Source organism: Gordonia sp. 11cp (genome assembly GCF_057767225.1).
On sequence record NZ_CM173437.1, the window covers coordinates 627,365 to 649,089 of the forward strand.

14 protein-coding genes and 1 pseudogene are annotated in these 21,725 nt (G+C 64.1%); 11 read left to right on the forward strand and 4 right to left on the reverse strand.

Annotated elements, in window-relative coordinates:
- Positions 1–200: 200 nt before the first annotated feature.
- The 3 genes and pseudogenes from AC3B6C_RS02585 to AC3B6C_RS02595 form a co-directional block, all read left to right on the forward strand.
- Positions 201–534 (forward strand): annotated as a pseudogene (locus tag AC3B6C_RS02585) (acetyl-coenzyme A synthetase N-terminal domain-containing protein); the annotation flags it as partial.
- 780 nt (positions 535–1,314) lie between these two features.
- Positions 1,315–3,432 (forward strand): linalool dehydratase/isomerase domain-containing protein, encoded by a 2,118-nt coding sequence (locus AC3B6C_RS02590; protein ID WP_488374784.1) that lies wholly within the window; start codon positions 1,315–1,317, stop codon positions 3,430–3,432.
- Positions 3,433–3,464: 32 nt separating this feature from the next.
- Complete coding sequence (locus AC3B6C_RS02595) at positions 3,465–3,659, forward strand: hypothetical protein (RefSeq protein ID WP_488374785.1); 195 nt, start codon at positions 3,465–3,467, stop codon at positions 3,657–3,659.
- Between the two features lie 490 nt (positions 3,660–4,149).
- On the opposite strand, the gene AC3B6C_RS02600 is transcribed toward AC3B6C_RS02595, so the two are convergent.
- On the reverse strand, positions 4,150–4,860 hold the full coding sequence (locus AC3B6C_RS02600; RefSeq protein ID WP_488374786.1) for a TetR/AcrR family transcriptional regulator: 711 nt from the start codon (positions 4,858–4,860) through the stop codon (positions 4,150–4,152).
- A 207-nt stretch (positions 4,861–5,067) separates the two neighbouring features.
- Between AC3B6C_RS02600 and AC3B6C_RS02605 the strand changes: the two genes are divergently transcribed.
- The 5 genes from AC3B6C_RS02605 (at position 5,068) to AC3B6C_RS02625 (ending at position 13,386) form a co-directional block, all read left to right on the forward strand.
- Positions 5,068–6,564 carry an aldehyde dehydrogenase family protein gene (locus tag AC3B6C_RS02605; protein WP_488374787.1) on the forward strand — a complete coding sequence of 499 codons (1,497 nt, stop codon included), beginning with the start codon at positions 5,068–5,070 and terminating at the stop codon, positions 6,562–6,564.
- Positions 6,565–6,767: 203 nt separating this feature from the next.
- Positions 6,768–7,637: a cytochrome c oxidase assembly protein gene (locus tag AC3B6C_RS02610; RefSeq protein ID WP_488374788.1), complete on the forward strand. Its 870-nt coding sequence runs from the start codon at positions 6,768–6,770 to the stop codon at positions 7,635–7,637.
- A 65-nt stretch (positions 7,638–7,702) separates the two neighbouring features.
- Positions 7,703–8,791: an NAD(P)-dependent alcohol dehydrogenase gene (locus tag AC3B6C_RS02615; protein ID WP_488374789.1), complete on the forward strand. Its 1,089-nt coding sequence runs from the start codon at positions 7,703–7,705 to the stop codon at positions 8,789–8,791.
- A gap of 82 nt (positions 8,792–8,873) precedes the next feature.
- Complete coding sequence (locus AC3B6C_RS02620) at positions 8,874–10,988, forward strand: acetate--CoA ligase family protein (protein WP_488374790.1); 2,115 nt, start codon at positions 8,874–8,876, stop codon at positions 10,986–10,988.
- A 25-nt stretch (positions 10,989–11,013) separates the two neighbouring features.
- Entirely contained in the window at positions 11,014–13,386 is a 2,373-nt protein-coding gene (locus tag AC3B6C_RS02625) for an acetyl-CoA acetyltransferase (RefSeq protein WP_488374791.1), read from the forward strand.
- Positions 13,387–15,181: 1,795 nt separating this feature from the next.
- Here AC3B6C_RS02625 and AC3B6C_RS02630 read toward each other — a convergent pair.
- From AC3B6C_RS02630 to AC3B6C_RS02640, 3 genes are all read right to left on the reverse strand, one after another.
- On the reverse strand, positions 15,182–15,424 hold the full coding sequence (locus AC3B6C_RS02630; protein ID WP_488374792.1) for a hypothetical protein: 243 nt from the start codon (positions 15,422–15,424) through the stop codon (positions 15,182–15,184).
- A 69-nt stretch (positions 15,425–15,493) separates the two neighbouring features.
- Positions 15,494–17,134: an AMP-binding protein gene (locus tag AC3B6C_RS02635; protein WP_488374793.1), complete on the reverse strand. Its 1,641-nt coding sequence runs from the start codon at positions 17,132–17,134 to the stop codon at positions 15,494–15,496.
- A 336-nt stretch (positions 17,135–17,470) separates the two neighbouring features.
- The gene (locus AC3B6C_RS02640; RefSeq protein ID WP_488374794.1) at positions 17,471–18,262 is read right to left on the reverse strand and encodes an SDR family NAD(P)-dependent oxidoreductase; all 792 of its coding nucleotides are present in this window, start codon (positions 18,260–18,262) and stop codon (positions 17,471–17,473) included.
- A 188-nt stretch (positions 18,263–18,450) separates the two neighbouring features.
- Here AC3B6C_RS02640 and AC3B6C_RS02645 point away from each other — a divergent pair, with 188 nt between their 5' ends.
- The 3 genes from AC3B6C_RS02645 to AC3B6C_RS02655 all read left to right on the forward strand — a co-directional run bounded on the left by AC3B6C_RS02645 (position 18,451) and on the right by AC3B6C_RS02655 (position 21,707).
- Positions 18,451–19,500, forward strand: a complete 1,050-nt coding sequence (locus AC3B6C_RS02645) for an NAD(P)H-dependent flavin oxidoreductase (RefSeq protein WP_488374795.1) — start codon at positions 18,451–18,453, stop codon at positions 19,498–19,500.
- A gap of 35 nt (positions 19,501–19,535) precedes the next feature.
- On the forward strand, positions 19,536–20,384 hold the full coding sequence (locus AC3B6C_RS02650) for a PaaX family transcriptional regulator (protein WP_488374796.1): 849 nt from the start codon (positions 19,536–19,538) through the stop codon (positions 20,382–20,384).
- Positions 20,385–20,540: 156 nt separating this feature from the next.
- Positions 20,541–21,707, forward strand: a complete 1,167-nt coding sequence (locus AC3B6C_RS02655; RefSeq protein WP_488374797.1) for a 2-hydroxyacyl-CoA dehydratase subunit D — start codon at positions 20,541–20,543, stop codon at positions 21,705–21,707.
- The last annotated feature ends 18 nt before the right edge of the window (positions 21,708–21,725 follow it).

Here is a 21,725-nt window from a genome sequence, read left to right on the forward strand (position 1 = left end):
AGTTCGCCGACCCCAGCGACCCCATCGGCGACTACACCAACGCGCCGATTCTGGGCCCGGAGCTCTTCAAGATCACCGATTGCACGCCGGCAAGAACATTCGCGGCGTCATCCGATTCTGAAAAGTCCCGCGGCCGGTACCGCTTCAATTGGCGTAATCAAATCAAGAGCAACGGCATTGTCGAGCGATCACGAGATGTGATGGCCTATCGGCCATGGAAGAAGGTCGCCGCCCAGGTCAACGGGACCGCCGAGAAGTACGACCATGCGGGTGCCGTGATCGCCTCGAGTTCTGGGCCGAATAGACGCGCCGCCTGGACCTGGGCCCCCGATTCTCACCGACACCCTCGACTGGTCGGACGCCCCGTTCGCGAAGTAGTTCGACGGTGACAAGCTCAGCGTCTCGGACAACTGCGTTGACCGCCACGTCGCCGCGGGCAAGGGCCATCGCGTCGCCATCGACGGGGTCGGGGAACCCGGCGACACGAGGGACCTCACGTACAGCCAGGTGACTGAGGCCGTTGTCCGTTCCAGCCAGATAGACGTCGACCGCGTCGTCAACTCTCCAGAATCCTGGCTACCGTATCCCGCGGACTGATGCTTCCGCTCCCGATGCCACTCGGAAGCAATCCGAACCCGGGCGGCGACGAGAAAGTCGCGAGGCGACGGCGTTCGCTTGTGATCGCTATGCAAGCACCATGAGCGCTGGCCTCGTGGGGCATTCATGCTGACTACCCGTTCGCCAGGCGAGGAAGGATGGACTCTACTATTGCCAGCACGTCGTGTTGGCAATAGTATGAAGTGACGTGCCGCTCACAACCAGCAAGGTGTGACGCCAGGCATGAAAGGTCGTCAGTCCCCCAGCTCATCCAGATGGCGTGCTGGACAGGGCTCGCGCCGCAGCAAGTTCCCGCCAACCCACCACATTGCACTCGAGGAGCACCCATGACCAAGTACCGCCACGGCCGCTAGATGATGGCACCCCTCGGCGCCTGCGCCTACCGGCGCTGGACGGTTCTTTTTCGTTCCACTGCTCTGGTTCTCAAGACCCGAGAGGCCACCTGCCGCATGGGACCAATGTTCCTGGCGGATACATAGGGCGCTAGCCCGATGAGAGGAAAAATCATGGCGTGCTGTCTATTTCTGGCCGGGTTGTTTACAACGATGCGTGCGCGGGTCTCGCGCAGGGGCCGGCCCTCGTTCACCGATCTCGTCATCGACGCGGAGCGCCGCCGTGCGATGTCAGGTACGTGACACAGCGGATTCCCACTCGGCGCTTCTCCCTCATCCCTACTTCCCCAACTGGAGTTGACTCATGAACAGAAAATCCCGCCGCCGACTCAGCGTTGGCAAGGCCCTGACGTTGGGTGCAGGCACCGCGATGGCCATGGCCGCCACCCTCGCACCGGCCCGCGACGCGCGGAAAACCGACGAGGACGCCCCAATCAGCAGTGGCACGATCTACCCATCGACCATCGTTATTCCAGAGCGGTCCTATCGAAACGGCCCGTTGACACGCTCTCGCCAGAAGCGCACCTTTCTGATACTGGGCGGAGTCGAGCTCGCCGGCCTTGCACTCAACGCCTTCGGACGGGGAAAGAAGTCGCGCGCTGCGGGACTGGGTCTCATGCTGCCCGGCGGAGGTTACGCATACTCCGGCAAGCCAGGACGTGCGTTGCTGTCCAGCGTGACGAGTGCCGCCGGACTCGTTGTCTGGATCGGCAACGGCAACATGCTGATGACCCCGCTGACTTGGCTCGGTAGCGCGGCACTGTCGGCGAAGGGCGCCGAGGAGTCGAGCCGCTCCCTCAATGCAGCCCGAGTGGCCATCCCACTGATCGTTGCCGGCGCCACGGCGTGGATGACCAAACGAGCCCGCGAGGATCTGCGCAAGCAACAGAGCGCGGCGGCCGAGACAAACAAGTACCTCGAACACTTCACACCGCCGCTTCGCGGCGATGATCGACCGGAACCGTTCGTGGGGGAAGAACTCACCCACGACGAACTCCTTTTGGCCCGGCACATCCTGAGCGTTGCCCTACAAGACGATGATGACTGGTCGAACTACGATATCGTCGACCAGTTCCAGCCGAGCGCCGTGCGATATCAGATCAACCAGATCGGTTGGGCATTATCGTTGCTGCAGTACGGTCGGATGCCCGCTTTCCATGGATATCTGAGCGAGGCTCAGCGCAAACTCATCGCTAAGTACACCCAGCGCAAGGTCTGGAGTTACTGGTGGCTCGAGAATCTCTGGGGCAACCTCGAAAACAATCCTGACCCCGTCCGTCGACAGAACATCATGCTCACCGGGTTCTACGGACTGCAGATCGCCACCTACCAGTCGGCGACCGGGGACCTGCGATACACCGAGCCCGAGTCCCTCCGATTCCGGTGGAGCGACGACAAGCAGTACAACTACTCGCTTACCACGATGTGCGATGCCATTGCCGCCGACATCAACGCATCACCGTGGTCGATGATCGTGTGTGAACCCAACTGGCTCTATCCGTTCTGTAACGGGACGGGTGCGAACACCTTCCGGATTCACGATCGGATGCTTGGTACCGACTACTGGGATCAGATCAAGTATGGGTTCACCAAGACTCTGGACGAAGAGTTCCACCGCGCAGACGGGACCTCGCTCGCGTTCAAGTCCACGAGAACCGGATACGGCAATGGGGCGATGCCGTTCTCCAGTGTCGAAATGCGTCCGCTCACACCGGAGTTGGCCGACCGCGGATGGGCGCTGACGAAGGCCGGAATCTGGAGTTACGACGAATCGGGTAAGCCCACCGGCACCATTTTCAAAGACATGCCACGCGGTTTCGACGTCGGGAACGCCGGCGAAGGCAAAGTCATGCAGTACGGCGGCATCATCGACGCCGCGCGCGAAGTCGGTGACGAGGAACTCGTCCGCGCGGCGTGGGAGGAACTCCTCGAGACCGAGCCTCCCACCCAGGACGGCGACCGGTTGTACTTCCCTGGTACCTCGCTCGAGTCCCACGGATTCCTTGCGCGCGGCCTTTTCACACGCAAGAGCGGTTGGCTCGATCTCATCGAGAAAGGCCTACCGGACGCCTGGCGTACCGGTCCGTTGCTCGAGCACGTCGAGTTCGACGAAGCGATGGTGGCTCGCGCCGAAACTGACGGCACCAATCTCGATTTCGTGCTCTACCCGGTTGCCGACTCACCATCGACCACCGTTCGGGTCGCACGACTGACCCCGGGCGTGGAGTACGTGGCCGAGCTCGGCGGGACGACAGTCACCGGATCTGCCGACGACGATGGAACCGCCTCCTTCGCCATCACTCTCGCGGGACGAACCCCGGTGCGGGTCACGCCCGTCATCACGGGCTCGAAGAACGGCAAGTCCCCGACGAGTACCGCCAAGGCCACTCCGGTGCCGACCACGTCGGTGACGACCTCATGACCGCACCCACCTCTGACGGAAAAGGAAACCCCATGTCGGAACCAACCAAGCCCAGCACCGGCGCTCGTCTTCGAGCGGCCCTACAGAAAGTCGACTCCACCGCGGGGGCGATCGTCGACAACTGGATCAGCGTGCCCGCATGGTACGTCCTGATCAAGGCCATCGGCCTAACGCCAGGCAAGCCGCTCAACCGACTCGCGGTCCGAGAATTCAACGCCAGCAGATAGATTCAGTTGCCAAGTGTTCCTGGATTGCAGTGTGGGGCCGTCATGAACATCGACGGCCCCACATTGTGTGGAGGGAACGTTTCCATTGCACGGGGCAGCAGATCTGACAACCTTCCCTATCGACGGTGTCGATGTCGTGCCACCAGCCGCGGCTGAATAGCTCTGCCGCCTAATTGAACCAGCGAGGTGCTTGTGAAAATCGGACGATTCGAAACGGAACTGGCAGATTTCTTCCTCGCCTGGTGCCCGTTTGGTGGGCCGTCGCCGGAGCAGTGGTTCGCCGAGTTCGGGATCTCCCGGCCCCGTGCCGCAGAGATACTGCTGGAGGTGGCCGATTACGACGTGAACACACTGAACCGAGATGATCTCCGCCGTCGAACCGTCGCCGAAATCGCGGGTCACAGACCAGCAATCAATCTGCTACGCCGAGCGAGACGGCGGGATGCGCCGCTGTCCTCACAACCCCGGTGTGACACCATCGTCGTGGCGGCTACGCGCTCGACGGGCGGCTGGGACGACTGAATCCGATTGCTGACAGAGCCTGAGCCACATGCAATCTGAGTGTCCCCCGTGCTGATCTCGTTCGATCGTCATCTCCCTCGGTGGCCTGATTGATCAGGGCATGCATCATTGCCGCTCCGGATAGAGATTCCGCGAGAATAGCGACCTCGTCATCGCCGACGGCCACGCCACGTCGACTTAAGCAGCCGCTGAGTGCCGCCTCGAATTGGTGTCTGCCAGGGTCGACGACGCGGTCGCGATAGGTGCGGAAAACATCTGGGAATCGTCCGGCTTCGAGATGCAACCTGAACGCTATTGGACCGTCGCCGATTGCGAAGTAGTCATAGAGCGCGACAACGTGCTCGTAGATGACGTCGACGAGGTCGCCCTCAGCATCGGGGTTGAGCATCGGCGGCTGCCCGCTCAGACAGACCGCGTGCAGAAGTTCTGAGAGGTCCGCGTAGCGCCGGTTGACCGCATCGCGACTGACCTGGGCCCGCTTCGCAACCGCGTCGACAGTGAATCCCGCCCAGCCATCACGAAGGTAGACCTCGCGCCCCGCCGCGAGGATTCTGACATCGATTGCGGGGTTACGTTTTCGGCCGCCCCCCGGACGTCGCTTGCGGACAGGTCGGGATTCCGACGCGTGGTGACCGGCACCGCCGACGTCGGTGGGTGTTTCTGCACGGCTGTTGGGCACATCACGAGGTTACTTAACAAGGACCGGTGTCCACCGCCAACCAACCGACTATTGCCAACACACGATGCCGGTATTAAGCTGGTCGAGACTCACGTCACAGCGCCGCTCACTCGACACCGGTGACACACACCCGGGTCCCGGTCGGCTACGCACTGCTCACCGCGCCTCAACGGACGCTGACTTCGATTATTAGAAGGATGAACACTCATGACTGTTGTCGAGACGACCTACGACACCCGGATGCACAATCCCTCCCCGGAGGCACTTGCCGACGGTCTTTCTGCGGCGCGGACCGCGTTCCTCGCTGAGGGGGTTCCATCACTGGAAACCCGGCTCAACCGCATCGACCGGTTCGTCGCCGCAGTACTTGGCGCTGCCGACGAACTGTCGGAAGCCCTCGATACCGACTTCGGCAACCGCTCCCGTCTCGCCAACCTCGCGAGCGACGTGGTGGGCGCCATCGGCACCGCCGCCACGATGCGCGCCAACCTCGCCGACTGGATGAAGGACCGCGCGGTAGACGGGTCGGCAAGCGCTGGTACACCGGCGTTCGTGCAAACTCGCCCCAAAGGCGTCGTGGGTGTCATTGGTCCGTGGAACTTCCCGGTCGGCCTGGTGACCGCACCCACGATCGAGGCATTGGCTGCCGGTAACCGAGTGATGATCAAGTTCTCCGACATTCCCGAACGCACCGCCGAGGTGTTCGCGCGGGCCGTCGCGGGGGCCATGGATCCGACCGAAGTCACCGTCGTCACCGGAGGACTCGAAACCGCTCAGGCGTTCTCAAATCTGCACTTCGACCACGTCCTTTTCACCGGCTCACCCGGGGTCGGCGCACACGTGGCTGAGGCGGCCGGGCGCAATCTGGTTCCGGTGACTCTCGAACTCGGAGGCAAGAATCCCGTCGTCATCTCCCCCGACGCCGACTTGGAAGAATCGGCGAAGCGTATCGCCGCCTTCCGACTCTTCAACGGCGGACAGATCTGTCTGTGCCCCGACTACATCTTCGTGCCGCGACCACAGGTTGACACCTTCATCGAGGCCTACACCGGCGCAGTCAAGGGACTCTTTCCCACCATCGCCGACAACCCCGCGCTGACGTCGCTGATCAACGAGCGCAACTTCGATCGCGTGCAGGGACTCATCGATGATGCGGTGGCCAAGGGTGCGACTGCGGTCACCATCGCCAACCCCTCCGAGGCCGACCTCCTGCCCGATCGCAACACCCGGCGAATCGCCCCGACCGTGCTGCTCGACGTCACCGACGATATGGCAATCGCCGAGGAAGAGATCTTCGGCCCGGTCACCGTCGTCTTCCCTTACGACGATCTCGACGAGGCGATCAGTTACATCATTCAGCGGCCCAGCCCCCTCGCGGCGTACTGGTTTGGCCCCGACGACGCCGACTACCGCACTTTCATTGCTCGGACCACTTCCGGCGGTGTATCGCGCAACGACATCGGTCTGCACTGGAGTGTCGAGGGCGCCCCGTCGGGCGGCATCGGACGCAGCGGAATGGGCGCGTACACCGGGTACACCGGATTCGTCACCTTCAGTCACCTGCGGACCATTGCGGCAAGCGAACGGCCAAACGGCGCAGGAGAATTCGCGATGCCCCCCGCCGGTGAGGTCGAGGCTGACGCGATCGCCGGCATGATCGCCCAGGCGAAAGCCGAGATCGACGGTCGCATCGCCTCCGCCTAATCGTTCATCGGACCCCTTCGCGGGGATCGCGCGCTCCGTCCGCAGGAACGCCGGGGAGTGAGAAGGGCGTCGATATTCGTCCATCGCCGCCCACCACAAAGCTAGGAAGTGTCATGGTCCATCAGCCTCTCGGCCGTCAGCAGCAAGCGCCGTCGACGTACAGATTGGTCGTCTTGGGTGTCACGGCGATCGCCGAGTTGGTGTTGGCGTGGTTCGTGGTGCAGGGCTTCATCTGGGCGAGCAAGGCGCTGTCGCAACGCGACACTGATGTTTCCGCACCCGTGGAACATCCGGTGACATCCCATGGCGGGCACGGCGCCCATACTCACGGTCCGTCTGTTCCGGCCACGTCCGTCGACACAGCCTTGGCCCAGCAGCCGACACCGGCGGCGTGGGCGTTCCTGGCGGTCGGGTGTCTCGCGGGTATCGCGGTGTGGCTGTTCGTGCAGCGAACCCGGTTGTCTCGTACCGATTCGCCGCTGCCGTTCAGCTGTGGGGTGGGTGTCCTCGTCATCGCCATGCTGCCGGTTGTGCGCACCGCCGCGGAGAGCTCGCACGTCGCGATGATGATGCAGCTGATGATGCTGCTCATCATCGCGCCGGCACTGATGGCCCCCACGATCGGTTCGTGGGCGGGTTCGGTGTCAACTGCCCTTATTCGTCTGACGGCTGTGCCGGTAGCTCTCGGCTACGCAGCCGTGATGGTCCTCTGGCATCTACCGCCGTGGTCGATGTCGGGGGCCGCCGCATCCTTGCTGGCTGTGGCGGCACTGGCTGTCGGCGTGCTGTTCTGGGCAGGGATTCTCAGTGATGATCGCGCCGAGGATGCACGCATCAAGCGCATCGCCATCTATGTAGCCGGGTTTCCCGCGGGGTTGATCGGTTTGGCGCTGATCATCGCCACCGAGCCGATTCTCACCGCGCACGCCCATCACGACTCGTCTTTGAACCCGGTGCTCGACCAGCGGCTGGGTGGCATCGTCATGATGCTCATCGAGGCGATATTTCTGATCCCCATTCTCTTGCGGACCGGCACTGTCCGCCCACTTGCGACCTCCACCGCATCCACCTGAACCGCACCAGGGCGCCACGAATTGCCCACTCGCACAATAAGCATCGGCTATCAAAGGAAGTACACATGCACACAACAGCCGCACTGTCCAACGGCCCGGAGACCCCGTTCGCACTCACCGAGGTCGATCTGGCTCCACTCCAGGACACCGAGGTGCTGGTTCGTATCGAGGCGGTCGGCATCTGCCATACCGATCTGTCCTCCAAGCAGTTCTCCCCGCCCGGGTCTCCTGCCCTGTTCGGCCACGAGGGTGCCGGCATCGTCGAGGCCGTCGGGGCTGCGGTGACCGACATCGCCGTCGGCAACAAGGTTCTGATCAGCTACAACAGCTGCGGGTCGTGCGCCCGCTGCGTCGCGGGCCACCGCGCATACTGTGAGAACTTCGCAGTCCTCAACGCCTCCGGCGCACGGGCCGACGGTTCGACAACGGTCACCGTCGACGGCGCACCTGTCTACTCGTCGTTCTTCGGGCAATCGAGCTTCGCCAAGCACGCCATCGCGACGCGCGAAAACGTCATCGTCGTTGCCGACGATGTGGATTTGACGGTCGCGGCACCGATGGGGTGCGGATTCCAGACCGGCGCCGGTGCGATTGCCAATGTTCTGCGTCCCGATTCCTCTTCTGCTGTGGTTGTTTTCGGTGTCGGCGGCGTTGGAATGGCGGCGATCATGGCAGCGCGGGCTCTGGGCGCGCCGACGGTCATCGCCGTCGACCTGTCGCCGCGGCGCCGCGAAGTCGCCCTCGAAGTCGGTGCAACACACGCCCTCGACGGAGCTGACACAGCTCTCGTCGACCGCATCGTTGAGATCACCAGTGGCGGTGCGACGCACGCACTGGACACCACCGCAGTTCCTGCGGTGATCACGAACGCCGTGGCCGCGTTGGGCGCCCTGGGCACTCTCGTCACCGTCGGGATCGGCATGCCCGAGATCAGCATCAACATCATGGACCTCATCGGCAACGGCAAGTCGATTCGCGGTTCGATCGAAGGCGACGCCGATCCACATCAGCTGATCCCGCAGCTGCTTCAGTGGCACACCGACGGGAAGTTCCCGGTCGAAAAGCTCATCGACGTCTACCCGTTCGAAAAAATCAACGACGCGGTCGCCGGTATGCACGACACGGTCATCAAGCCCGTCCTCACATTCTCCTGAGCCACCCCAACCAGTCCACAACCCGTCTTCACTGCAGGCCGGACGTCCGCAACGCGACGTCCGGCAGGAGGAACTTGCCCTGATGTCTCAGTCTCCGATCACCGCCGACCGGCTTGGCTCGTTGTTTCGACCTCGCGCCGTAGCGCTCGTCGGCGCATCCGACAAGTCCGGATTCTCCACGACCGCCTACCGCAACCTCGTCGAGTTCGGACACGGTGCGAACACCTATCTCGTCAATCGACGCGGTGTCGAGGTCCATGGCCAACAGACCGTCACCAGTTGCAAAGACATCGACGCCGACGTTGACGTGGCGTTCCTGATGGTGCCCCAGGCAGGGACCCTGGACGCGATGACCGAGGCGGCCGAGGCGGGGATCCGCAACGCAGTGATTCTGAGCTCGGGCTACGGCGAGGCAGGCCCCGCGGGCCGTGAGGCCGAAGCCGCGCTGGTCAAGCACGCCGAAGAGCTGGACATGGTCGTACTTGGCCCCAATCACCTCGGCTTCGCCAACCTGATCGATCAGGTGCCGGTCACGCCCATTCCCGGTCTTCCGCGCTCAGCGGGCCATGTCGGTCTGCTGTCGCAGTCGGGCGCCAGCGCCAGCGCCATGGTCGACTTCGCGCACCAAGCCGACGCCGATCTGTCCTACCTGGTCACGCTGGGCAACGAAGCCATGATCACCGCCGGTCACGCCCTGGACTTCCTGGTCGATGACGAGGACACCAAGGCCATCGCGATCTTCATGGAAACCATCCGCGACCCCGACGTCTTCGCAGACGCCGCGCGCCGTGCAGCCACCAAGGGTAAGCCTGTCGTCGTGCTGAAGGCCGGTAGCAGCGAACTCTCGGCCCGCACCGCGGCCGCCCACACCGGTGCGCTGGTCGGGGACGACCGCACCATTGACGCGGTGTTCCGCGAACTCGGTGTCATCAGAGTCGATTCCATCGAGGACATGATGATCGTGGCAGGCACCGCGGCAAAGACCGGCCGGCTCAAGACCCCCGGGCTCGGCGTCGTGTCGATCTCCGGCGGAGCCTGCGACATCGTGGCCGACCGGGCACAAGATATCGGCGCGCAGGTGCCCGCTCTCACCGACGAGACCGAGACCGCGCTACGCCAGATCATGCCCGAGTACGGCACCGTGCAGAATCCGCTTGATGTCACCGGCGCCGCGATGTTCGATCCGACCATCTTCACCCGAGGTATCGAAGCAATATCTGCAGATCCGGGTGTGGGTGCGGTCGCGGTCATCATGGGACTTCCCTGGGAAGGCACCGGTGAGAATTTCTCCGGCACCCCGATCCTCAAGGCGATCGGTTCCGCGCAGGCTCAGACGCCCGTGATCCTGGTCAACCAGGTCATGCAACCGATCACCGATGTCACACGCACCGTCATGGCGGACACCGGAATCACCACAGTGATCGGTGGTCTCCGCCAGGCAGTGGTCGCGCTGGCCAAGATTGCGTGGTGGTCGCAGGCCACCACCCAGACAACCGCCGAACCCATCGCAATTCCTGAGGTCGAGGTGCCCGGCCAGCGCGTCGGCTCCCTGTCCGAAGCTGCAGCCCGCACTGTCCTGGCTGACGCCGGAATTCCCGTCGTCCCGGCACGGCTCGCCACCAGCGCCGACGAAGCAGTCACAATCGCGCAAGACTTCGGCGCTCCCGTCGCGATCAAGATCGCGTCCCCTGACATCCTGCACAAGAGCGACATCGGTGGCGTTCGCCTCGCCGTCAGCGGCGACCACAACGTGGCAGAAGCGTTCACCGCTGTCAGCGATGCAGCCGCGCACAAGGCCCCGGACGCCACGATCGAAGGCGTGCTGATCTCCCCCATGCGCGCCCCCGCGACCGAGCTGCTCGTCGGCGTCGTCCGGGATCCGCAGTGGGGACCCATCCTGGCTGTGGCCATCGGCGGCATCTTCGTTGAGGTCCTCGCCGACTCGGCGCTGGCCACCCTCCCGATCACCACTGACCGCGCTCGCAACCTACTGACCAGCTTGCGCGGGTCGGCGATCCTCGACGGTGTGCGAGGCACCGCCCCCGCAGATCTCGACGCCCTGGCCAAAGTCGTGGCCGACATCGGCAACCTTGCCTACGCGCTCGGCGACGATCTCGAGTCGCTCGAGATCAATCCGCTGCGGGTCGACGGCGACACCATCGAAGCACTCGACGCCGTCATCACCTGGCGGTCCTGACACATACTCGCTAAGGAGCTTCACAATGCACGCATTGGAGTCACTCGATCCCCGCACACCGGTGATCGTCGGCGTCGGGCAGTATGCGGAAAAGATCGACGACGATGACTACAAGGGGCTGTCGGCCGTCGATCTCGCCGCCGCAGCGGCCGCACGCGCCATCGACGATGCCGGGGGTAATCATAGTGCCCTGGTGAAACGGATCGGCACGGTCGCCGGCATTCGACAGTTCGAGAACTCGAACCCGGGCGCTCTGGCGCCACTCGGACGATCCGACAACTACCCACGGTCCGTCGCCGACCGAGTGGGGGCCGATCCGGCCCACGCGATCCTGGAGGTCGCCGGAGGCCAATCACCCCAACACCTGGTGACCGAGTTGTGCCGTCGTATGGCCGCGGGAGAGGTCTCTGATCTCGCCTTGGTCGTCGGATCAGAGGCCATTTCCACGGTTCGCCATCTCGCCTCTACCGAGAACAAGCCCGACTTCACCGAACACCGCGGAGGGCAACTCGAAGACCGGGGCTACGGCTTGAACGGGCTCGTGCAGCGATACCCCACCGCGCACGGACTCACCGATGCCCCCAGTCAGTACGCCCTGTTCGAGAATGCCCGTCGAGCCCGCCTCGGTATGTCCAGCCAGGAATACGCCCGGGCAATGGGCGAGCTGTTCGCCCCGTTTACACAGGTGGCCGCGAAAAACCCGTTCTCGGCGGCGCCCGTCGAGCGGACCGCCGAAGAGCTGGCGACGATCACCGATCGCAATCGTATGATCGCCGACCCGTACCAGCGGTTCGTCGTTGCTCGTGACCAGGTCAATCAGGCAGCCGCCGTGCTCATCACCACAGTGCAGGCAGCACGCGAGCTGAACATCCCCACCGAGAACTGGGTGTTCGTCCATGGGCACGCCGACCTCGTCGAAAAGCCACTCCTGGAGCGGCCCGACCTCGGTCGAAGTCCCGCCTCGGTGCGGGCCGCCGAACACGCACTGGCACTCGCCGGTCTCGACCCCGATGAGCTCGCCACCATAGACCTCTACAGCTGTTTTCCCATAGCGGTCTTCAACATCATCGACGGACTCGGAATCAAACCCGGCGACTCTCGGGGACTCACCCTCACCGGCGGATTGCCGTTCTTCGGTGGCGCCGGCAACAACTACTCGATGCACGCGCTGGCCGAAACAGTGTCCCGACTGCGTAGCGCGCCAGGAACCTACGGCTTCGTCGGCGCCAACGGCGGCTTGCTCAGCAAGTATTCGGCAGCTGTGTACTCCACCAACCCGACCGAGTGGCGGCACGACAGCAGCGCGCACATCCAAGCCGAGCTCGACGAGGAGCCCGGCGTCGGGGTCGCTGTCGTCGCCGACGGCAAGGCCACCATCGAAACCTACACAATCAAACACACCCGCCAGGGCAAGCTGGGGGTCGTCGTAGGGCGCCTGGGCAACGGGCTTCGCTTCCTCGCCAACACCATCGACGGCGACGACGAGTTCCTCGCACTACTCGAGTCCGGAGATGCGATCGGGAAATCCGCCTACGTCACGTCGATCGCGCAGGGCAACCGGATCACCACCGATCGTTCCAGCGCAAACAAACTGCTTCCCCGACGGTCACCCCGACTACGGTCGGACTACGAGTTCGTGTCCCTCCGCCGCGACGGCCACTTACTCGAAGTCACCATCAACCGGCCAGAAGCGCGTAATGCGTTGACGCCGCACGCAAACGACGAACTCGACGAGGTCTTCACCGCGTTCTTCGATGATCCGGACCTGTGGGTGGCAATCCTCACCGGGGCGGGTGACAAAGCGTTCAGCGCCGGCAACGACTTGCGGTACTCGGCGAGCGGGAAGCCGATGTGGGTGCCCAAGAACGGTTTCGCCGGCCTCACGTCCCGTCGCAACATGACGAAACCGGTCATCGCTGCCGTCAACGGTTTCGCCATGGGCGGCGGATGTGAGATCGCCCTCGCATGCCACCTGGTGGTTGCCGACCCCTCGGCACGTTTCGCCCTGTCGGAAGTCAATGTCGGGCTCGTAGCCGGCGCCGGTGGACTCGTTCGGCTGCCAAGGATGGTGCCCGAGAAGCTCGCCACCGAGATGATCCTCACCGGCAAACAGATCACTGCAGACACAGCCCACGGCTTGGGTTTGGTCAACCGCATCTCAGCTCCCGGAGCGGTACTCGACGAAGCACGCGAACTCGCACAGGAAGTCATGACCGGATCACCGACCTCCGTACGGGTGTCGATGGCAATCATGAACGAGACCGCCCCGATCACAGATATCGTCGACGCCGTCTCCCACCACTCCGACGCAATAGACGAATTGATGGTCAGCGAAGATATGATCGAGGGACTGACAGCTTTCGGCGAGAAACGCCCCCCGCAATGGCGCAACCGATAAGTCCGTGCCTCATTTCAGAATGAAAGCCTGCACCATGTCATCGCCCCCTCACCGCGCCGCACCGTTGCGGAGCACTCCGGCTTGCGGGATCTGCCAATGAATTACAGGTCGACCACCCGCACCGTTCTCGATGCATCGCTGGCGGGAGCACGTGCCCTGACAACTTTCGTCGTCATAGCCGGATGGCTCGCCCTCCTGCCTATCCTCCAGCTCGGGGCCGCAGTCAGAAAACACATCAGATAGCTGGAGATCTTCGCGCCGCTCAAAGCGGATGCGAAAAGGCTGGGCCGGTCGCGAATGCGACCGGCCCAGCATGCTTCAAGGACCGCCAGCGACCACGGCTGTGCGTCCCCGTCTGGAATCAATAGAGACTTGTCGTTCAAACAGGCAGTGGTTCTTCCACTGTTCAACCTAGACCCGCATCCTCATCGACCATGGCCGTTCGAGAAACCCCGTTCTCGCGCAGGATCTACGCCAGGCACGCTCAGCGCCGGCACCGCCTTCCTCGACGGCAAACGCGACGTCACCGACACCGCGATCGCCGCCGCCAATACGTTCTCGACACCTACCCCGAGGCATGGTGCTGCGCGGCCCGGACGGCACCGGCTGGACCATCGACGTCTCCCCACTGCCGGCGCCCGAGCCCCGTGAGGGCAGCGACGGCGAGTACAACGGCCAGTGATCACCTACCTTCGAGCACGCCCGCAGCGACGCCGGACTGACCCAACAACAATCGGCCACCGCCGCCAGCCTGATCGCAGCCTCACTCAGTACGGTGTCGATCGACGTCGACGCTGCCACCGTGCACCAGGGCCACCTGCGCAGCGACCCCGACGCCGCGGTCTACCAACTCGGCCGCCTGCTCGCCTATCTGCCGCTGCGCGCACCCAAAGACGAGTTCTGGACAGTCCTAGGCGAACAGTGTGGGCGCGCAACGATATCCTGCGCACCGCGCTACGCGCCCTGCACACCGACATCTACGACACCACCGAGGGTGAACTGGCCGACGTCGACGACCTCGCCCACCTGTTACGCCACCTGCCGCCCCCCCCCCCCGCCAACCGCCCACGCCCTGCGCGGCGGAACCACGTTCGCCACCGACGACATCGCGCCCTGCTGTGGCTCACCTCAGCCACCGCAGCCGCCTGGACGCTGTTGCTGCACCCCAACCCGACCACCTGCCCCGCTAAGCCTTCCGGCCCAGGACTTCGTGTAGCCAGTGTCCTGGAGATCGGTGAGCAAACTCTTTCCATGCTCGGGCAGGCAGGGTGCTCCGGTGGGATCTCCGCTCACCGCTCGTGAGGACATGGCGGCGCAGCGGATCTGAGATCTGGGTCGACTCGACATGCACCAGGGTTGCGGGCTTACGCGGCGCCACGCGGTCTTCCCATCGGCCGGCTTCTTGTCCAGCAGATCCGTGTAGAGCCCTCGGTCCTCCGCGTCGTCGGCAAGTGCGTCCTTGATCACGTCGGCGTTCACGCGCCGGTACTGCGATGCATGCACGGCCAGCATCGCAGAACACTGCGTGAGGTTTGTCACCGTGCTTGGTCCTCAACTGCCTCGAAGCGCTCGGTCGGGCGGTCACCGGATCGATCCTGGCGCAGAAGCCCGGCACCCACGTGACGAAGCGACCTACCAGCGGCTCTGTCCCCATCAGCGGTCCGTCGACGCCACCAGCCCCCCGGGCGACACCACCTCCAGGATCATGAGAAAGACAGGGGCAAGAAGTCATACCGTGCCTGGCGACCCTCAGGCACGGCGCCCGGGCCCACGAAAAACGGTAACGGGCGCCGACTTACGTACTTTCAGAACCGGATGACGCCGCAAGCATTTCTGCCGGCGCGCACATCCCGATACCGTGGTTGATCTCGGCAAGCGAGTACTCGCGAGTGATCATCGCGGAGATATCGAGATCTCTCGAACGCACCGGGTTCAGCAGCCGGGCGATATCGCCTCGAGTGCAGCGACCATAAACATTACCCACAATGAATTTCCCCGACAGCAGAAACTCGATTAACGGAATGGCGATTGACTGCACCCCTCCGACGCAAACATCCCCGGAGTCGCCCCCGGGGATGATGAATGCCGAACCCACTCAGCCGTCGAGCTAACCGGTGACCGACGGGCTTCTTCCGGTCACCGCATCCGGTGTCATTTCTCCCTTGACGATCTGGTCACGGATCTTGAACTTCTGGATCTTTCCCGTCGGCGTCATGGGGAACGAATCGGCGAAGAACCACATCGACGGCACCTTGTGCGCCGAGATTCGTTCACGACACCATTCCTTGAGGGCGTCCGGGTCCGGGCGGGCGGCCTGATCCGTGGCACAGATGACGGCTCCGATCTGCTCACCCCAGTAGTCGTCGGGAACTCCGATGACGGTCACATCGTGGACATCGGGGTGCTCGAACAGCAGGTCTTCGATCTCGCGCGGGGAGATGTTGACCCCGCCGCGGATGATCATCTCCTTCAGTCGGCCGGTGATCTTCAGGAAGCCCCGTTCGTCCATGCTGGCGAGATCGCCCATGTGCAGCCACCCGTCGGCGTCGATGGTCGCGGCCGTCGCCTCCGGCATGTCGAAGTATCCGAGCATGTTCTGGTATCCGCGACAGCAGATCTCGCCTTGTTCACCGATCGCCACCACCTTGCCGTCGATCGGGTCGACAAGACGGACCTCGAGTTCGGGAAGGGGCTGCCCGACGGTGGTTGCCTGGTCCTCCGTCGAGTCGGTGACCTTGGTCTGGCTGATCACGCCATGCATCTCTGTCTGGCCGAAGAGGATCGAGAAGCTGCAGCCCCAGGTGTCCATGACACGGCGCACGAGCGCCTCGGGCACGGTGGCCGCACCCGACAGGATGGTCCGCAGGCTCGTGAGATCACGGGTCGCACTGTCGGGGTGATCCAGGAGTGCGATCAGCATCGTCGGAACGAGAAGTCCATGAGTACCCCGGTAGGTCTCGAAGGCCTCGAGAACGCCGGCCGGGTCGAACCCGGGCAGCACCACGTAGGTGCCGCGCGCCGACATCGTGCCGAGTTCGGTGACCGCACCTCCGCCGATGTGGTACATCGGCATCGCATTGATGCACACTCCGCCGTCGTCCATGCCGGCACGCTCGAAGACGAACGACGCCTCATTCACTATGCCCTTGTGATGCAGCAGGGCCCCTTTGGGAAAACCGGTCGTTCCCGACGTGTACTGAATCTGCACGGGGTCCGTGGGAGCGACGTGGGGCAGCGCCACGTCGGCGTTCCCGCGTTCCGCGTAGGCGGCCCAGTCGCGGTCCGGCACGGTCACTCGAACGGTGTCGACGTCCGACACGGCGGCCGACACGATGGCGCCGAGATCCGCCCCGCGATACGACTGTTGATAGAAGACGCCAACCGCTCCGGATTGCCGCAGGACGTAGGCGAGCTCATCTCGCCGGTAGGCCGGGTTGGCCGCGACCACGACCATCCCCGCCATGGCGATCGCCTGCTGCATGATCACCCAATCCGCACTGTTGGCAGCGAAGATCGCAACCCGGTCCCCGGGCGCGAAATCTCCGAGGAGTGCGCGAGCGAATCGCCGCGTGTCGTCGAGCAGCTCGGCGTAGGTCCACGTGCGCCGCTTGTCCTTCTCGGGTACCGCATCGACCAGTGCCACCCGGTCGGGTACGACAGAGGCGCACTCCTCCAGAAGTGCCGGCAAGGTGATGTCCCGCACGCCCGCGCTCGGAACCGCGGGCCAGTGAGAAGTGTTGAGGTGCATGGTGTCTCCTTGGGCATGTGAGCGATGTCGCGCGGGGCGGCCAACCCACCGATCTGCGTGCTGTGCATCACATATTATCGGTCTTACCATTAGTCCGCAACCCTGCGTTTTCGATCGCAGCCATCACGCCCGGGCACCAAAAACGTTGCCTTGAAAGTAATTTCGACAACGACCAAATGCCGGGCTCACCCGCCCGGCATACGATTGTCAGTGAACGAGATTCGGCTCTGCGCACTCGCGACCCACAGTCGAAGGTTTTTTCTGACGCTGGATCAGTTGACGGACAGTGGAGTACGCCCCACCCGGCGAATCGGTCGGCGGTGGCCGCAGAGAATCTCAGAAAGCAGAGATCCCGCCGTTGACGCTGATGGTCTGCCCCGTCAGACGCGCTGCCGCCGGACCTCCGAGAAACACGATCAGTGAGGCCAGATCGTCCGGCTCGGCGACTCCGAGATGTGCCTGCTGCGAAGCCTTTTCGAAGAGTGAACGACTGAACCCGTCACTGAGGACATTGTTCGCGGTACGCGTGCCCTTCACCAACGACGGGGTGACGGCGTTGACGCGTACCCCGTTGCGCTTGGCCTCCACCGCTGCGACGCGCGAGAACATCACGATCGCGGCCATCGCCGCACCCAGCGCACTCTCGCCTGGCGTCGGCACCTTCGCCGCGTCTGATGCGATGTTGATGATGCTTCCGCCGCCCTGCGCCTGCATCAGTGGCAACACGGCCCGAGTCATCAGCATCGGCGGCACCGCCTGTCCCATGAGGATGTCGGGAAGTTCCCCCATCGGTGTGCGGTGCAACAACTCGGGGCGGTAGGCCGTCGTCGTGGAATTGACGCAGATGTCCACCGTGCCCATCGTCGAGTGGGCCGTGGACACACACCTCTCGACCTCGTCGATGTTCGACGAATCGGCCGAGACGAACTGGACGTCCACATCGCGATGACGGTCGAGAACCGTACGTCGCGCGTCCTCCCCGCGGGTGTGATCACGCCCGACGAGGACCATGCGCTTCACGCCGGCGTCGGCGAACCCGAGTGCGGTCGCGAGGCCGATCCCCGACGTACCGCCGACGATGATGGCCCCGGATTCCTCGTAGGTTCGAACCAGCGGAGTTTCTGACATCGACTCACCTCTCGTGGACGCGACCACGAACCATCACGGGTCGGCAGATGCTACCGGCACTCACCGGTACTCACACAGAACGTTTTACACCATAGACGCGGTCATGTCTAAAATTGTATTGTCTGAATGCGCGGGCACCACCTCCCGTTCCCTGCCGCACCAGACCCCCTCTCAACTCTGGAGATGACATGCACCCCATCGCGAATCGGTACACCAGGCTCATCGGCATCGACCACCCGATCGTGCAAGAGGGACTCGGACCGTTTCGGACGCCGAAACTCGCCGCGGCCGTGTCGAATGCGGGCGGTCTGGGCACCGTGTCCATGCCCGGGATGCCCGTCGACCTCGAGGCAGGTGCACGCACGTTTCGCGCGCACATCGACGAATGCCTGTCGCTGACCGACCGCCCCTTCGCGGTGAACATCCCGGTCGGTGTCGACAGCAACGGGGACGTACTCCCGTTCACCGACGTCTACATCCGCATGGTCCTCGAGGCACGGAAGACCGATGCGGCGTTGTCGCGGCAACTCACGGTGCTCACGACCTCGGCGGGCTTTCCCGGTGACTACATCGCCGCGATCAAGGACGCGGGCATGATCCACCAGCACAAGGTCGGTTCCACGCGACAAGCCGTCAAAGCGGCCGAGGCCGGGGTCGACGTCGTCATCGCCGCGGGCTTCGAGATGGGCGGCCACGCACCGAGCAAGGCGGTCCATTCCTATGTGCTCGCTCCGAGCGTGACCCAGGCGGTCGACGTCCCGGTGCTGCTCACCGGCGGCGCGAGGGACGGCCGGGGACTCGCATCGGCTCTGGCCATGGGCGCCGACGGCGTGGCGATGGGCACTCGATTCATCGCCAGCACCGCCAACACCGACTGGCACCCGGCCTACATCCAGGCCATCATCGACGCCCAGGAAGGTGACGACGTCGCCTTCGACGGCGTGTATGGACCCTGCCGAGGACTGCGAAACGCGGCGTCACGGAAGCTGGTCGAGCACAGCGGGACCGAATCCGGCGGTGTCGTCGACGCCGTCGAGCTGACCCGCTGGAAGATCGAGTCGATGCAGAGTGCGCAGACCACGGGTGACGTCGAGAACGGCCTGGTCCTGGCCGGTCAGGTGGCCTCGGCGATCGATGACATCATCGACATCGCCGATTTCGTTCCGAGGACCGCTGCCGACGCGGCCACCATTCTCCGCCGGCTCGCCGAGTCGTTGCCCGCTCCCGTCGTCGCGTGACCACGTCGACGAGAACCCGGTAGCCGATGGCTACGATGACGCCCATGACCGATCCCGCCGTCGACACGGCCGCGCGGTCGACGACTTCGATCAGCAGCGCCCGCTCTGCCCTGATCTCGATCCTCGGCGAACTGGTCGCGCCGTACCGCCGCCCGGTGCGGACGTCGGCGCTCCTGTATGGCCTGACCGGAGTGGGTTTCGGCGAATCAGCGAGCCGGCAGGCGATCGCCCGGGCAGGGGCCTCCGGGCTCATCTCCGCGGAACGAGATGGCCGAGAGACCAAATGGGCCGTCACCGAACGCACTTACGAACTCTTCCGCGAGGGTGCCGACCGGGTCTTCCCCGATGCCGCCGGTCGGCACTGGGACGGGAACTGGCTCATCCTGATCGTGCCCGTCCCGGAGTCCCAGCGCGCAACCCGCAAGAAGCTCTATGCCGCCCTGCGCTGGGCGGGATTCGGCAACCCCAGCGCGGGCGTCTGGGTGACCCCGCACGTCGAACGCCTCCCCGAGGCGCAGGCCGTCATCGAGTCGCTCGGGTTGTCCGAGAACACGTTGTCGTTCGTGGGCTCGCCCGCGGCAATCGGGATACCCGAATCAGAACTCGTGCACCGTGCATGGGATCTCCGCAAGGTCGCTGTCGCATACGACGAGCTGCGGGAACGGTTCGACACCGACGAGCATCTCACCGGGAAAGAGGCGCTCGTCGCACACATCGAGCTGGTCGATGCCCTGCGCCACACCCCCTACATGGACCCGCAGCTCCCCAGTGAGCTCCTGCCCGACTGGCCGGGCCTCAAAGTCATCGGCCGCCTCCAGGCCCTTCGGGCCGAGCGGTCCCCGGCGGCACACGCGCACTGGCTGTCCGTCGCCCGGCTGGACTGAACCGTCCGCACCCTCCCGCGACAGCAGCGACGGGCCTTGATGTTTTACATTTCTAGACACGTACACGCGTGATCTGTAGTATTTGATCTACGCGCCGCTGATGAGTCAGCCCCTCATCTACGATTCGCGGCGTTCCTCTTCAGCCAAAGGATTACCGTGAGCGAACTGCACGCACAGTCGATGGCCTTGCTCCGCACGATCGCCGACGATCCGGTGACCTACGCCGACGACTGGAAGAAGACTCATCAGCGACCGGTGATCGGGTCGTTCCCGATGAACTTCCCCGCCGAACTCATCCATGCGTCCGGTGCGCTGCCCGTGATCGTGCAGGAGAGCCGGACACCGATCACCGAAGGCCGCAGCCTGCTCGCCGAGTTCTATTGCGGGTACACCAGGAGCGTCGCGGACCAGGCGGCCGTCGGCGAGTTGGATGTGTTCGACGCCTTCGTCACCGCAGACCACTGCGTCCAGCTCCTGGGGGCGGTCGACGCCATTCGATACACCCGACCGGAGAAGCCCGTCCACTTCGCCCAGTTCACCAGCGCGATGGATGACGCGTGGACCCAGCCGCGGGTCGACGGCCGATTGACCGAGCTGAAGTCGCAGGTCGAACTCGTCACGGGTCACGTCGTGACCGACGACGAACTCCTGGCGAGCATCAAGACTTTCAACACCAATCGCCGATTGCTGCGCCATCTCTATGAGCTCCGGAGATCCGGGCGCGCACGTATCACCCCCAGCGACATGCAGGTGCTGGTGAAGTCCAGCATGGTGATGGATGTCGAGGAGCACACCGCCCTCCTCCGATCCATCGTCGCCGAACTCCCCGTTCGCGAAGTGGACCCCGATGACGTTGTACGCCTGCACATCTCCGGACACTTCTGTCACGCCCCCCGCCCCGAGATCCTCGACGTGATCGAGGAACCGGGGGCGATCGTGGTCGACGACGACCTGTACACCGGGTTCCGCTACATCTCCACCGACGTCCCGGAGACCGGGGATCCCCTGCACGCACTCTCCACCTGGTATCTCGAGCGAAACCTGAATGCCCCGTGCCCGACTCGGGTGACGAGCGAGGTCGACTGGGACACCTATCTCCTGGATTCCGTGGCCCGGAGCGGCGCCACCGGGGTGCTGATCCTGATGGCGAAGTTCTGCGAACCGCACATGCTGTACTACCCCGAGTTACGAAAAGCACTCGAGAACAGAGGCATTCCCTCACTTCTCATCGAGACCGAGCACGAGGGCATCCCGATCGAGAAGCTGCGCACCCAGATGGAGACCTTCGTCGAGCGCATCCGTCGCCAGCCCGTGACGGTCTGACCAACCCCCGACCGATCA